The sequence below is a fragment of the Pseudonocardia kunmingensis genome, assembly GCF_006716445.1.
Taxonomy (GTDB): domain Bacteria; phylum Actinomycetota; class Actinomycetes; order Mycobacteriales; family Pseudonocardiaceae; genus Pseudonocardia; species Pseudonocardia kunmingensis.
The window spans coordinates 26,047-38,861 of the sequence record NZ_VFPA01000009.1 but is presented as its reverse complement, the minus strand read 5'-3'; the positions used below and the strand labels follow the sequence as shown (position 1 = coordinate 38,861).

Below are 12,815 nucleotides of genomic sequence, written 5' to 3'. Positions count from 1 at the left end.
GCACGCTCGTGACGCTGGACTGGACGAAGATCGGCTCGTCATCCCCGCAGCTGCTGGTGCGGCCCCGCGACATCTTCGCCGCGTTGCCGAACAAGCCGTGGTCCTACCTGCGCCAGGAGCAGGGCGAAGTGCTGGAGGACTGGTTCGGCCGCCGCAGGGACGACCGCGACGTGGTGATCAAACAGAACACCGGCGGCGGCAAGACTGTGGTGGGCCTGCTGATCGCGCAGAGCACCATCAACGAGGGCATCGGGAAGACCGTCTACCTCGCGCCGGACACCTACCTCGCGGCGCGGGTGCGCGACGAGGCCGCCCGGCTGGGGCTGCAGACCGCGGAGCAGCCCGAGGACCCCCGGTTCCTCGCCGAACAGGCCATCCTTGTCACGACCTTCCAGAAGCTGATCAACGGCCAGTCGGTGTTCGGCGTGGCCGGCGGCTACCGTACCCCGATCGATCTCGGCGTCTTGGTCGTCGACGACGCCCATGCCGCGCTGGCCACGACCGAGGGCCAGTTCCGGCTCACCATCCCAGTCGACCACCCGGCATTTGCCGCGCTGTTCGGCTTGTTCGACGGCGACCTGGTCAAGGAGAACCGGAAGGCCTGCCTGGACATCGAGCATGGCGACAGCACCGCCGTGGTGCGGGTCCCGTTCTGGGCGTGGGCGGACAAGCAGAAGCAGGTCTGGGACATCCTCCAGCCGCACGCGGTCGCGCGGGACGACGCGTTCAAGTTCGCGTGGCCGCTGATCGCCGATTGCCTGAGCCTGTGCACCGTGATGGTCAGTAGCCGCGGGATCGAGATCCAGCCGCCGTGTCCTCCGATCGGGAAGATCCCCTCGTTCGTCACCGCCCGCCGCCGCGTCTACCTGACCGCGACGCTGTCCGACGACAGCGTGCTGGTCACCAACCTCAAGGCCGACCCGGCCAACCTCGCCCAGGTCATCACGCCCGGCAGCGCAGCTGACCTCGGTGACCGCCTGGTGCTCGCGCCGGTCCAGCTCAACCCGAGCCTCGGCGACGACGCCGTGCGGCAACTGGCCAAGCAGTTCTCCCTCGGTGACCGTGACGGCGACGGCCGCCCCGAGTCCCGCCCGGTCAACGTGGTCGTGCTCGTCCCCAGCGCCGCCCAGGCCAACCTGTGGCGTGATCTGGCCGACCGCACCTACTACGTCGGCGATCTCGAGGCCGGTGTCGCCGAGCTGCGCCGTGGCCATGTGGGCCTGGTGGTGCTGGTCAACAAGTACGACGGGATCGACCTACCCGGCACGGCGTGCGAGCTGCTGGTCATCGACGGGATCCCGCGGCCGATGGCCGCCGCCGCCCGCCGCGAGGCCGCCGCCCTGCTCGACAGCCCCATCCGCCGGGCCCGCGACGTCCAACGCATCGAGCAGGGCATGGGCCGAGGAGTCCGTGACGTCAACGACCACTGCGCAGTGCTGCTGCTGGGCGCGGGCCTGGGTATGGCCGTGCACGACCGCACCTGGCTGGACCTGTTCTCCCCGGCCACCCGCGCGCAGCTCGAACTCAGCCGCGACGTCGCCATCCAGCTCTACGAGGCCGGCCTGGACGGCATCCGCAGTGCCCTGTCGATGTGCCTGGAACGCGACCCGCAGTGGGTGCAGCGCAGCAAGCTCGCCCTGGCACCGGTCCGCTACAACAACACTGGCGTGGTACGACCAGAGGCGATCGCCGCCCGCGAAGCGTTCGACCTGGCCGCTGCCGGGCAGACCAGCCTGGCCGCCGACCGCCTCCAGCAGGCGATCAACGTCATCACCGACCCCGCACTGCGCGGCTGGGTGCGTGAGCAGAAGGCTGGCTACCTGCACTTCACCGACCCAAACGCGGCCCAGCAGCAACTCGGCGCTGCCATCCGGGACAACCCGATGGTGTTGCGCCCGACCGTGGGCGTCGACGGCCGCCAGGCCCGAGCTGCCGCGGTGCAGGCCCGAGCGGCCGCCGAGTACCTCGGCGCCACCTACCCCGACAGCACCGCGCTGGTGCTCGGGGTGCGCGCCGTGCTCGACGACATCGTCTGGGACAACGGCCGCACCAACGAGGCCGAAGCCGCCTGGCAGAAGCTGGGGCTGCACCTGGGGTTCGACAGCATGCGCCCCGAGCAGCTCTACCGCACCGGCCCGGACAACCTGTGGACCTTGACCCCCATCCAGAACGCGGTGTTCGAGCTGAAGACCGGGTGGACCCGACCAGCGGCGGCATCGCGAAGAAGGACGCCGATCAGCTCCGCGGCAGCGTGCAGTGGAACACCGAGAAGAACCCCGACGCGGCCGGCGTGCCGGTCATGGTGCACCCCACCGACGTGCTCGACGAGAAGGCGATCGCGGTGCCGGGCATGCGTGTCATCACCCCGGCCAAGCTCACCGACCTGAAGACCGCGATCGAAGGGTTCGCTCAAGCCCTGGCCCAAGGCCATCGCGCATGGGCCGCCGAGCAGGCCGTCGCCCAGCAGCTGGCGACCTACCGGCTCACCGGGGACCGCGTCATCACTGTCTTCTCCGTCCCGGCCTGCCGACCTGCTTGACCACCCGGAGGTACGGCCACCAGCCCACCGCCACGCTCCTGTAACCCACCGCACCCGACGCCGACACCATCCCCGCGTCACTGCGCGGTTGCTGCACGTGGCTATACGGGGATGCTGAAGGGCATGAGCGACCCGGACATCGTTTACCTGGTGGAGGACCACACCGACCCGGAACCGGCCAGCCACACCAAGTACTTCGCCAAGGTCTACCTCAGCCGCAGCAAAGCCCAGGCCAGCGCGGAGCACTGGGCGCAGCGCGGTGGCCATGGCGAGGTCAGGGGGGAGGACCACGCGCCGGCGTCCTACGCCTACGCCGCTGACGACGCCGACGGCTCCCGCCTGCGCGAGCTCTACCGGTGGTCGCCCTGAGCGTGCACCCCGACAACCAGCCCGAGATCTGACCCGCGGCAGGCGCGGCCGATCCACCAAGTTCGGCGACATGCGGCACGACGTCACGGCGCTCCAGGCAGCCGACACGACCCCGGCATCCAGATCATCGTTATTCAACAAAATCGCCCGATTCTCGGCGAGTACTACGGCGACCCCCGCTCACGGCCCAACGCGGGCCCGGTGAGCCGTCGCTGCCAGCCTGGTGGGCGAGCGGGCCCGCGTTGTAGCCGGTGCCCGCACCCAACTCCAGCACCCGCTGGCCGGGCTGGACCTGGACTCGTTCGAGCATCATCGCGACGATCGTCGGCTGTGACGCGGCACTGATCGACGTGCCGGTGCCGTCATGCCTGGTGTAGAGCGGCCTGTCCGCGTATGCCTCTTTCAACGCCACCGCGGGCACGAACCGGTGGCGCGGCACGGCCGCACCGCCGCATCGACCTGCTCGGTGCGGATCGTGCCCTGCTCGCGCAGATGGTCGGCGAGCTCGTCGCGCAGGCGTTCAGCGAGGGTGTCGGACTCGTCGTTCACCTGGGTGTTCGTCTCGGCGATGCCGGTCGCGGCGGGCTCACTCGTCCCCATGACTGTCTCTTTCGCCAGTTCGGTCAGGAGCACGGGCCCGCAGGTCGCGTCGCAGGCCGCCTGATGGACGCGATGGTGTTCTCCGGTCAGGTCGGCAGATATCCGCCAGTGCTCGAGCACGTCGTGCACGGCGGGCAGCTCCGGCACCGACACACAACATGCTCCGGTGTGTCGGTGACTGGAACTCACCGTCGTGTGCTCGATACTCGTTCAGCGCCCGTCGGATGGTCGCGTTGGTCCTGCGCTCGAGCTCGGCGTCAGGAACGGCGCCGGCCGACGCTCCCCGGTTGGGAGCGTCTCCTAACGGAGGTGACGGTGCGCCGGAACAACAGTTCCGAGCACGAGCGGGACGGCGACGAGTCGGAGCGCACGTGGAGAAAGCACAAGGCCCGCCTTGATCTGGCGAGGTTGTACCTCGCCGTGATCGGAGCGGGCCTGGGCTGCGCGGTCGGCTTGCTGGAGCTGATCCGCGCGGTCTTGTTATAGGTGATCGAGTGGGGCCGGTTCCGGGTGGCGACCCGGGGCCGGTCCTGCCCGTTGTGCACGTCGGGCTGGCTTCACCTTACTTGCCCGGCGTGTACGCCTAGAAGGTACAGCGACCGGGGAACAACTGTCTGCAACCTTGACGCCTTCTTGCTGGCGTGTCGCGTCAGACGCGGGTCCTGACCAGCGACAACGGTCGCTGCCCGGGGTGGTCCGCTTGTCGGTCAGCAGCTGGTGAGGATCTCCTCGACGGCTGCGCCGTCTGCGTCCTCAGTTCGGTTTGAGCGATCATCGGGCGCCGCCGTCACCATGCGATAGTCAGTGTGGTGTTCGGCTTGTGGATGCGGGTCCCGGCCGGCAGCTTCCCGACGGGAGTGCCGGCCGGATCGGCGGTGATGGCGGGCTGGCTGGGCCATTGCGCGTGCCACAGCTGCAGCAGCTCGCCCGTGCGGGCGGCGAACGCGGCGGCCCCGGCGAGCAGCGCCTGCCGGTGGGCGGGGATGCCGGCCAGGTTCCACGCGAACAAGATGTGCTGGATGAGCACGGCGCGTAGGCCGCGGGTGAGGCGTCCTGCGTGGACCGAGCGCGCGAACCAGCTGGCGTCCCGCGATCACCCCTCAGACATGCGCTGTCACCGCGAGATTGCGCGCGGTCACCGCCTCGCTCGTCTTCACCGCGGTGAGCAGTGTGGCCAGCAGGCGATCGGGCAACGCACCGCGTCCGAGTCCCGACGATCGTGCGGACTCGGCAAGCGCTTGCTCTGATGCTTCGCCCAGCCATGCCCGGAGTTCCTGATGCGTGAGCACCTCGCGCGCCGCGTATCCGTCCCCGGATGCCACCACCTCCCTCACGAGCTGGGTAGCGATCTGCGCGGCCGCGGAGTAGTCAGTACCGCCCGCGAGGTCAAACGTGGTCATGCCCAGGCGGACACGGAACACCAGCAGCGGCGGTTCGGGTTCGAGCGCCAGGTACCGGTCCACCATGGTGCTCACGCTGGATTCGGCGGGGTACGAGCCGGATCTGCGGCACAGCACCGCCAGGCAGGCGGCGACGGCGTGTTCCCAGGGCTCCGATGCTGTGCTGTTGTCGAGAGCTGCCAACGCGGAATCGCAGTCTCCCGTGCTCCAGCGCGCCAGGATCGCCACCTGCCGCCCATCCAGTAGCCGCTGGCCGATACCGCCGTGCTTGCCCACATGTCCCAGTGCCTGCGTCCAGTGACCCCCACCGGCCAGTGCCCGGGTGCCCTCGGCCAGGAAGACGGCCCACAGCCATTGGCAGAGCGTGCGATGGTCCGCGTCCGAGACGCAGAACTCGCCGAAGGGCACGCGCCGGCCGTCGATCGCGCTGGTCGTCCGAGTCGTGACGGCCTGGTGCAGCGTGTCGAGCAGCTGATAGGCACCATGGCCGTCGCCCTCGCGGATCGATAGCCGAGCGAGGTTGATGACGGGTTCCAAGGCGTGTTTGGCGACCTGCACGCCCAAGGGGAGGGCGCGCAGGTACACGTCGAGTTGCTGTCGGCACCAGGACCGGGCGAGATCGGCCAGGCCGCAGTCGCTGGCGATCAGCGCGGCTCTGTTGTGCGCCGCGGCAGCCGTCGACAGCGCTGCGGCGTCGGTCTTCTCGGCGGCCGTCCTGGCGAGCTCGCTTACCTCCCGCACCCGTTCGGTGAGCGGCGGGCACGCTGGTCGCGGGCGGGCGACCAGCGGGAATCGTCGAGTGATCGGCTCGACATGCATCTCAATGCCACTCGATGACGATTCGGTTGAGCGGGGTGTCGATGGCGAACCGGCCGGGCTTCGGCTGGATCGGCGGGGTGTTGGTGGCCTGGATCTGAAAGCCGACGGTGCGTGAGCGGTAGTGCCGGTCCCAGGCAGAGATCGCGTCCACGACCCGGTTGACCAACGCGTCACGGCTGGGGCCGTGGCCGATGACCCCGGTCTCGTACAGGTTGCCACCGTCCGGTGCGAGCCCGTTCCGACGGACGGTGAGGTAAGCGAGGTTGCCCTTCTCAATGGTCGCCATCGACCCCCAGCCAAACTGGGGTCTAACCGCGCCGCGTTCCACCGCCGATCTCTCGACGGGCATACGACTCACGGCGTTGTCCAGGGTGCAGGCCAACCACAGATCCATCCACTCCATCGATTCCGGCCCGCGGAACTTCACCCCTGTCCACGCTTCGGTGCGGGGCTGGTCGAGCACGTCGGCAAGGGCCTCTGCGTCCACCAACTGATCCTGATGGGTCTGCAGGGTGACGGCCGCGTCGGAGGTCAGCGCGACGGTGCGGCGCGCGTCGTCGGCTATCCCGCGAAGCGGCATGAACGTGCACATCTCGCTGGACAGGCTGTGCCAGCGCCCGTCATGGTCGCGCTCGAACACGATCGATCGCGACACGCTCCCGCGCAGGCGCAGCGGCACGACCAGACGCCCGTCCGGGGCGAGCTGCTCCAGCCACGGCGTCGGCACACCGTAGGCGCCGACGGTGGCCTCGATCCGGTCATAGGGTGCGCCCTCGGGGTAGCCGAGCGCCCCGTCACCGAGGATGACCTTCACGTTGGCGAGTCCTGCCGCCACCAGACCGGACCGTGCACCGTCCACGATGTCCTCATCCACGTCGATGGTGATGACCTGGCCGTCGCTGCCAACCTGGTGTGCGAGCAGGCCCGCGTTGTAGCCGGTGCCCGCACCCAGTTCCAGCACCCGTTGGCCGGGCTGGACCTGAAGTTGTTCGAGCATCATCGCGACGATCGTCGGCTGTGACGCGGCGCTGATCGACGTGCCGGTGCCGTCATGCGTGGTGTAGAGCGGCTTGTCCGCGTACGCCTCTTCCAACGCCACCGCGGGCACGAACCGGTGGCGCGGCACGGCCCGCACGGCAGCATCGACCTGCTCGGTGCGGAGCGTGCCCTGCTGGCGCAGGTGGTCGGCGAGCTCGTTGCGCAGGCGTTCAGCGAGGGCGTCGGACTCGTCGTTCACCTGGGTGTTCGTCTCGGCGATGCTGATGGCGGCGGGCTCACTCGTTCCCATGACTGCTTCTTTCGCTAGTTCGGTCAGGATGTGCTGTTCCGCGGCGGGCAGCCCCAGCCGGTTCCAGTGGAAGATCACGTGATGGGCGAGCACAGCCCGCAGGCCGCGCTGCAGCCCTCCGCGCCGGGCCAGCTCCGCGAGCTGCTGTCCGGCCTGCTCGAACGCCTCGGCCCAGTCGGCGATGGCCGCCAACGGTCCACCATCGACCAACGGGCTGGTCGGGCCGGCATCGACGGTCATGAGTCGGTGAACGGCGGCCCGCAACCGGCCGCGGCGCTGCGTGGACAGCTCGGTGTTTCCGACCGACCGGTGTTGGGTGACCCTCGCCCACACGTCGCCCTGCTCGTACCAGTCCTGTCCGGCGTTGCGGAACAGGATGCTGGACAACAGGATCGCCAGTTCGCGCCGTCCAAGGCCGGGCATGTCAGGCGCCGCTGCCTGCTGCCGGGCGAGGTGGTTGAGCAGGTGGCGGCTGTCGCGGTGAAACAGCTCGTGGGCGATGTCCATGCCGGCGGCGCCACCGAACGCGTGGGTCTCCGGCTCGTAGATTCCCGCCGTCCACCCGGCGATCCAGCCTTCGGCGGCCAGACGATCCAGCACGGTCGTGAACCCGCCGCTGTCTGCCGGGAGGTAACGCAGTCGCCAACACGGTGCTTTCCGGATGAACCACCATCTGGAAAGCAGCCCATCGGCCTGTGCCGCTACCAGCGCTGGACCCAGATGCCCCACAGCGACCTGCTCGGCGCTCGCCTCGTCGGCGAACTCGATGACGGCCTGCGGCCACTCGCCGGGATCCATCGTGTGTCCCTTTCGAGGTGTCGCGGTCAGCCGACCAGGAAACATGCGTCCCAGCCGGAATCTGGGGCCGTGCCGGCCGCGACGGTGAGCAGGGTCAGGGCAACGCCGGTGGCGCCTTCGAGTAGCCCGACGTCGTCCAGCAGCGAGGTGACCAGGAGGTCCGCGTCGGTTCCGTCTGTCCGGGATGAGCGCGCCGAGCAGCTCCGGCAGGCAGCCAGCCAGGTCCGGGGTCATCGCGTCGGCCGCGGCCCGTCCGGCGATGTGCAGCAGGCCGGCGTAGCCGTGGCAGAACGACATATCGGTGGTGGACTCGAGCTGGCTCGGATCGGTCAGCGCACTGAGCAGGGCGTGTTCGGCCATCTGTCGTCGGGCGGTGTTGCCGGTGGCCAGCGCGGCGAGCTGCTGTGCTCGGGCAAGCCCGGCTGTGCCGTAGCACCACGACGGGCGTGACGGCATCGAAGCGGCGGGTTGTCCGGCGCGAACCTGCTGGGGCGTGACCCAGTACGGCCACCACCAACCTGCCTCGCCGTGCTGACGCCACTGGTCGAGCCAGGCGCAGATTCGCCCGATCGCCTCGGCCTGGCCGTGCACGGTCACGCCGTCGCGCATCGCCAGCGACAGCAGTGCCAGCGGCCCGCCGATGCCATGGGCCATTCCGATGTTGGCATGGCCACCGGGGAAGGTCTCGGCCAGCCGTCCCGAGGGGGCGAGATCGCTCCACCAGCCGAGCGACTCCTCGCCGTCCTCGCTGGTGACCGGCTCGGTCAGCCGGACCAGGTAGGCCAGGATGGCGCGCATCAGGTCCCCGTGCGGCTCGCGGCGTAGCAGGTAGGCACCGACGCCGGTCAGACCGCGGATGGTGTCGAACTCGGCTAGCGCGGGCCGCTCGCCACGATCCGCGCGGATGTGTGCGCGGTCCAGTCGCCGGCGCGTCGTGGCGGCGATGTGTCGATCAAGGGTGGCCAGGGCGCGGCGGTACCGGCCGGTTCGGTCGGCCGCGGCGTGCATCGCGAAGGCGATCGAGGGCGCGCCGTAGTAGAGGTGGCTGTCCTCACCGGCGATCACCGGTCCGTGTGCCGCGCAGGCGATCCAGTCGTGAGCCGGCTGCCAGGGCGCCAGCCCCGCGCGGGCACGCTCGACGTGCAGCAGTGCGACACCGGCGGCGCCATAGGCCAGAGACTGAGGCCACCAACCATGAGTGAGCTCCCGGCCGAGAACCTGGTCAGGGGAAGCCAACCGGTGGGCGATCACCTCGACCAGCGCCGACGCGGCGCCCACCTGAGCGGTCGTCATCGCTTGCTCCCAACGGTCCGGGCCCGCCAGGCCAAGGCCGCGGCACGGGCCAGGCGCACGCAGACGCGCTCGTCGTCCTTGTCGATTCCCGCGGCCCGGATGTGGTGGGCGTGCAGCAGGGAGTCGAGCACCACATCCAGGTCCAGGCCCTCGGCCTCCGTGAGGCGGGCGCGGTAGCGGGACACGGCGTGGCTGCGTTGCTTCCACGACTCGCTGATCGCCTGGCCACCGGGTTCCGCGCGCAACGCCGCCCAGTCGTCGGTGGGGTCGGCCAGCCGCACCGCTTCGGCCCGCACAAGCCGGTCCAACGCGGTGGACGAGGCCGCAGCAGACGACGCGGTCTTCGCGTGCGTGATGAGCCATGCCATTCCGGTCTCGGTGCTGCCGGTGAACGCGGTGGCGATCGCGACGAAGTTCGCGGCGGCCAGGGCCTGCGGGCGCGGCCGGGACGGCTGCGCGAACTGGACGGCCAGGGCGCGCGAGTCGGCGGCGAACACCTCCTCGGCCGCGACCATCACCGCGCCCGTGCCCCAGCGGCCGGCCTCCGGGTAGGAGGTGGCGAACTGCACGTCCCGCAGCAGCCCTCGGCCCCGCAGCCGGGCCGCCCAGGCGCCCACCCGTTGGGCGGCCGGGCCGAACCCCGCGGCGTCGGGCAGCGCGATCCGCAGACGCAGATGGGATTCGGGGTCGCGGTAGCGCATGTACCACCACGTGGGCGGGCTGTCCCACTCGCCCAGCAACTCGGGCAGGTGGTCGGCGAGGATCTCCGGCTGGCGCTCGTGGTGCCCGTACAGCTTGGCGAGCAGCCATCGGGAGGCTGCGGGTAGGTCGCCGTGGTTGCGGCTGATCACCCGGCTCGCGGTGATCGGCGGCACCGACGGCCACCGTGCTGGGCTCGCGGCCATCATCGGGACGACGATCTCGTGGGCGTGCCCGTCGAACCACCCGTGTGCGTCCCGCTCGGGGGCTTCGGTCAGGACGGCGTGCCCGACCGAGTCCACCCGTGCGCGCAGCAGCACACGATGCGCGCTCTGGGCGAGGTCGAGTTTCAGCAGCTGGTCCCCTTCAGTGAGCAGGACCGCTGTCGGCATGCGGCGTTGCGCGCACCACGCCGTCAGGGCCTCTTCCCACTCCCGCCATGGGGCGCCGCGGCGGGGCAGGTCGCCGCCCTCGAGCCGCCAGCAGGCCGGCGACAACACCGTGCGCCCGAAGCGCACCCGTGGCAGAAACGGCAGGCCAGCGGCGGCACCCCAGTCGAACGCGGTCACCACGGCCGTCTGGGACCTGCCCACCTCCGCGATGAAGCGGGCCAACGGAAGAGTGTGGACGCGCAGATCCAAGGCGTGCAGCGTCGTCGGCTCCAGCCGCCGTCCCAGCGACAATGACGCCAGGTACAGGCGCCGCCGATCACAGCCCACCACGAGGTCATCTAGGGGGATCAGGTTGGCGGACGGCGCATGGTGCTCGCCCAGGCTGATCACCGCGGGCAGCAGCTCGGGCGCGCGTGTGACGTGCGCGTCCTTCGGGGCCAGCGGCGCGTAGGACAGTTGGGCCGCCACGGTGTCGGGGTCGCTCGCCGGCAGCTGGGCGAGCACAGTGGCTGCGTGTTCACGGTCGGGGGGTTCCAGCAGGCCGAGGAACCGGCCGGTCGTGGTGCCGATGCCGCGCGACGCGCCCAGGACCTCCAAGCGGAACTCCCCGCCCTCGAGCGTGGCCGAGGAGGAGGCATGAACCCGGAACCGCAGTTCCAGGTGCGGCGGCATCTGCGTCCGGGTTTGGTCGCCGGTCGCGAGGCGCTCGACCAGCTGCTCGTCCAGGACGATCTCCTGGCGCCCGTCCAGGGCTGCCGCCTGGGCCAGCGCAAGCAGCCGCCGGTCCCGGCTGGATACGGGTGCGGGGGGTTCGGGCTCCGCGTCCAGGTATCCGGTGGGGAATCCGAGCCCGACATCCGGATCGGTGACATCACGCAGCGGCACGAGCGAGCCGATCCCGTAGCGCTCGAAGAACCGCTGGTGAAAGCTCCTCCACGCTGCCGTGCCGAACGGTTGCGGGCTCAGACGGGCCAGCGCGGTGGCTGCGGCTTCGGTCTCCCGGGCCACCTGCTGCGGCAGGACGAGCGAGCAGTCCACCAGCAGGTCTACCGCCAAAGGCTGGCGTGTCGTGGCGTTCAGCGCCCCCATCTCCTCCGCGACGCTCACCCGGAGGGCACGGCCGGCGGTGGCCGTGACGGCGCGGTTGTGCCGCGTCAGGTCCGCGCCGATGCGCTGCAGCTGATGCACGAGCTCCGCCACCTGAGGAATGACGCCCGCGCGCGCGTTCTCCAGCTCTGCCAGCAGGTGTCCGAAGGCATCCACGATCGTGGACGGTGCATGAAGGCTGCTGATCAGCACGCGCTGGTTGACCAGGCTCGTCACCAGTCTGGTGACCGTGGCCCGCGGCGTCGTCGGGAACTCGGCGGCGAGCTTCTCGGCCAGCTCGGTATAGCGGATCGGTGATCGGGCTGCGTCCACCGCGAACTGCACCGCCGGGGTGTTCCGCAGGGACACCTCGACCGCGCCGGCGCCGTTCCCACCGTGGGTGCGCGGCGGATAGGGCACGACCAGCCGGTTGCCGCGGGGAAAGACGAGGTTGCTGGTGATCAGCGGCAGGCGCGCCAACAGGGGCGGGCTGGACTCCAGCCGGGTGATCACCTTCGCCAGCCAGGAGGCGTCGGCCCGTACGAGAGCACGATGGTCCGCACCCCAGCGCACCGCGAGCTCACCGCCGAAGCGGGCCGGAGCCACGCCGGCGAACAGGCCGAACGGCGTCGCTCGATGCTGCAGGCGCAGCAGGTACCGCAGTGTCGACAGCACCATGCGACGGGTCTGTCCCACATCGGGGTCCTGTGCCGCGCACACCGTCGCCACCCCGCGGGCCAGGGCGGGGCTGGCGTGTGCGAGGGGATCAGCGGCCACGTCCAAGGCCCAGACTGCCCGCAGCCACCGACGCCACCGTTCGACATCTGCAGGTGCGCCGCCGGTCAGGTCCGGACAGATCGGCAACGTCAGCTCGGCGTGGGCGGCCCGCACAAGCGCAGCATCAGCGCAGCGGTAGAGCGGTCGCGCCTTCTTTGCCATGTGTCCCTCTCGGCGACGTTGTCTGGGCCGGCACCGGCCCGCCGGGCGATCACCGCGGATCACCCGGGACGGGCCGGCACCGGCCGTGGTTGAAACGTCAGGCCACGTTGGTGACACACGGCCCGGCGCAGGTGCTGCCGCAGCCGTTGTCGGTCAGGTTGATCAGGGTGGCGGCAGCGTCCCCGGACTCGACGACGCGGATGTCCAGGTCGAACTCGTCGGGGGGCGGGATCTGCACGGTGGTACTCATCTGCACGGTGGTGCTCATCGGGCTCCTTCCAGGCGTTCATCGGTGGTTCCGGCTCGCGGGCGAGCCGGTGTGCCGCTGTCGGAGCGGCGTCACCCAGGACACGTGCACGTGCTCGGTCCTGGGAGTTTCGAGGTGTGGCGGGCTGGGCCGAACAGAGAAGCGCGCCGCGTTCGGGCCGCGTCGCGGTCCCGGCGGTCAGATGGCCTCAGCACGGTGACGGCCAGCCGGTTGCAGGTAGCGGCACGCTCAGACGGTCACAGACCATGTGCTCGTCGGCAGCTGATCGACTCAGGGGCCAGAGACGGGGGCCTGCGGCGGCAGGGAGCACTGCGGGCGCTGGGCC

The 12,815-nt window shown here is 70.4% G+C and carries 11 protein-coding genes; 4 read left to right on the top strand and 7 right to left on the bottom strand.

Features of this window, described 5'->3' with window-relative positions:
* The first annotated feature begins 8 nt into the window (after positions 1 to 8).
* From FB558_RS45085 to FB558_RS42030, 3 genes are all read left to right on the top strand, one after another.
* On the top strand, positions 9 to 2,387 hold the full coding sequence (locus tag FB558_RS45085; protein ID WP_246107153.1) for a DEAD/DEAH box helicase: 2,379 nt from the start codon (positions 9 to 11) through the stop codon (positions 2,385 to 2,387).
* The gene (locus FB558_RS45080) at positions 2,318 to 2,539 is read left to right on the top strand and encodes a hypothetical protein (RefSeq protein WP_246107152.1); all 222 of its coding nucleotides are present in this window, start codon (positions 2,318 to 2,320) and stop codon (positions 2,537 to 2,539) included. Before FB558_RS45085 ends, FB558_RS45080 begins: the two co-directional genes overlap by 70 nt.
* A 123-nt stretch (positions 2,540 to 2,662) precedes the next feature.
* Positions 2,663 to 2,908: a hypothetical protein gene (locus FB558_RS42030; protein ID WP_142065216.1), complete on the top strand. Its 246-nt coding sequence runs from the start codon at positions 2,663 to 2,665 to the stop codon at positions 2,906 to 2,908.
* Positions 2,909 to 3,038: 130 nt separating this feature from the next.
* Here FB558_RS42030 and FB558_RS42025 read toward each other — a convergent pair whose 3' ends face one another.
* The gene (locus tag FB558_RS42025; protein ID WP_246107157.1) at positions 3,039 to 3,320 is read right to left on the bottom strand and encodes a hypothetical protein; all 282 of its coding nucleotides are present in this window, start codon (positions 3,318 to 3,320) and stop codon (positions 3,039 to 3,041) included.
* Positions 3,311 to 3,661 carry a hypothetical protein gene (locus tag FB558_RS44225; protein ID WP_211367239.1) on the bottom strand — a complete coding sequence of 117 codons (351 nt, stop codon included), beginning with the start codon at positions 3,659 to 3,661 and terminating at the stop codon, positions 3,311 to 3,313. The genes FB558_RS42025 and FB558_RS44225 overlap by 10 nt, the downstream gene beginning before the upstream one ends.
* A gap of 156 nt (positions 3,662 to 3,817) precedes the next feature.
* Here FB558_RS44225 and FB558_RS43710 point away from each other — a divergent pair, with 156 nt between their 5' ends.
* A complete protein-coding gene (locus tag FB558_RS43710; RefSeq protein WP_170231818.1) occupies positions 3,818 to 3,994 on the top strand; it encodes a hypothetical protein in 177 nt (58 codons plus the stop codon).
* 301 nt (positions 3,995 to 4,295) lie between these two features.
* On the opposite strand, the gene FB558_RS44220 is transcribed toward FB558_RS43710, so the two are convergent.
* From FB558_RS44220 to FB558_RS41995, 5 genes are all read right to left on the bottom strand, one after another.
* The gene (locus FB558_RS44220; protein ID WP_211367238.1) at positions 4,296 to 4,535 is read right to left on the bottom strand and encodes a hypothetical protein; all 240 of its coding nucleotides are present in this window, start codon (positions 4,533 to 4,535) and stop codon (positions 4,296 to 4,298) included.
* A 73-nt stretch (positions 4,536 to 4,608) separates the two neighbouring features.
* Positions 4,609 to 5,727 (bottom strand): hypothetical protein, encoded by a 1,119-nt coding sequence (locus FB558_RS42015; RefSeq protein ID WP_142065214.1) that lies wholly within the window; start codon positions 5,725 to 5,727, stop codon positions 4,609 to 4,611.
* Between the two features lies 1 nt (position 5,728).
* Complete coding sequence (gene fxlM, locus FB558_RS44215) at positions 5,729 to 9,106, bottom strand: methyltransferase, FxLD system (RefSeq protein ID WP_211367237.1); 3,378 nt, start codon at positions 9,104 to 9,106, stop codon at positions 5,729 to 5,731.
* Entirely contained in the window at positions 9,103 to 12,339 is a 3,237-nt protein-coding gene (locus FB558_RS42000) for a lantibiotic dehydratase (protein ID WP_246107151.1), read from the bottom strand. Before FB558_RS42000 ends, fxlM begins: the two co-directional genes overlap by 4 nt.
* Positions 12,320 to 12,490: an FxLD family lanthipeptide gene (locus FB558_RS41995; protein ID WP_170231817.1), complete on the bottom strand. Its 171-nt coding sequence runs from the start codon at positions 12,488 to 12,490 to the stop codon at positions 12,320 to 12,322. The genes FB558_RS42000 and FB558_RS41995 overlap by 20 nt, the downstream gene beginning before the upstream one ends.
* Positions 12,491 to 12,815 lie beyond the last annotated feature (325 nt).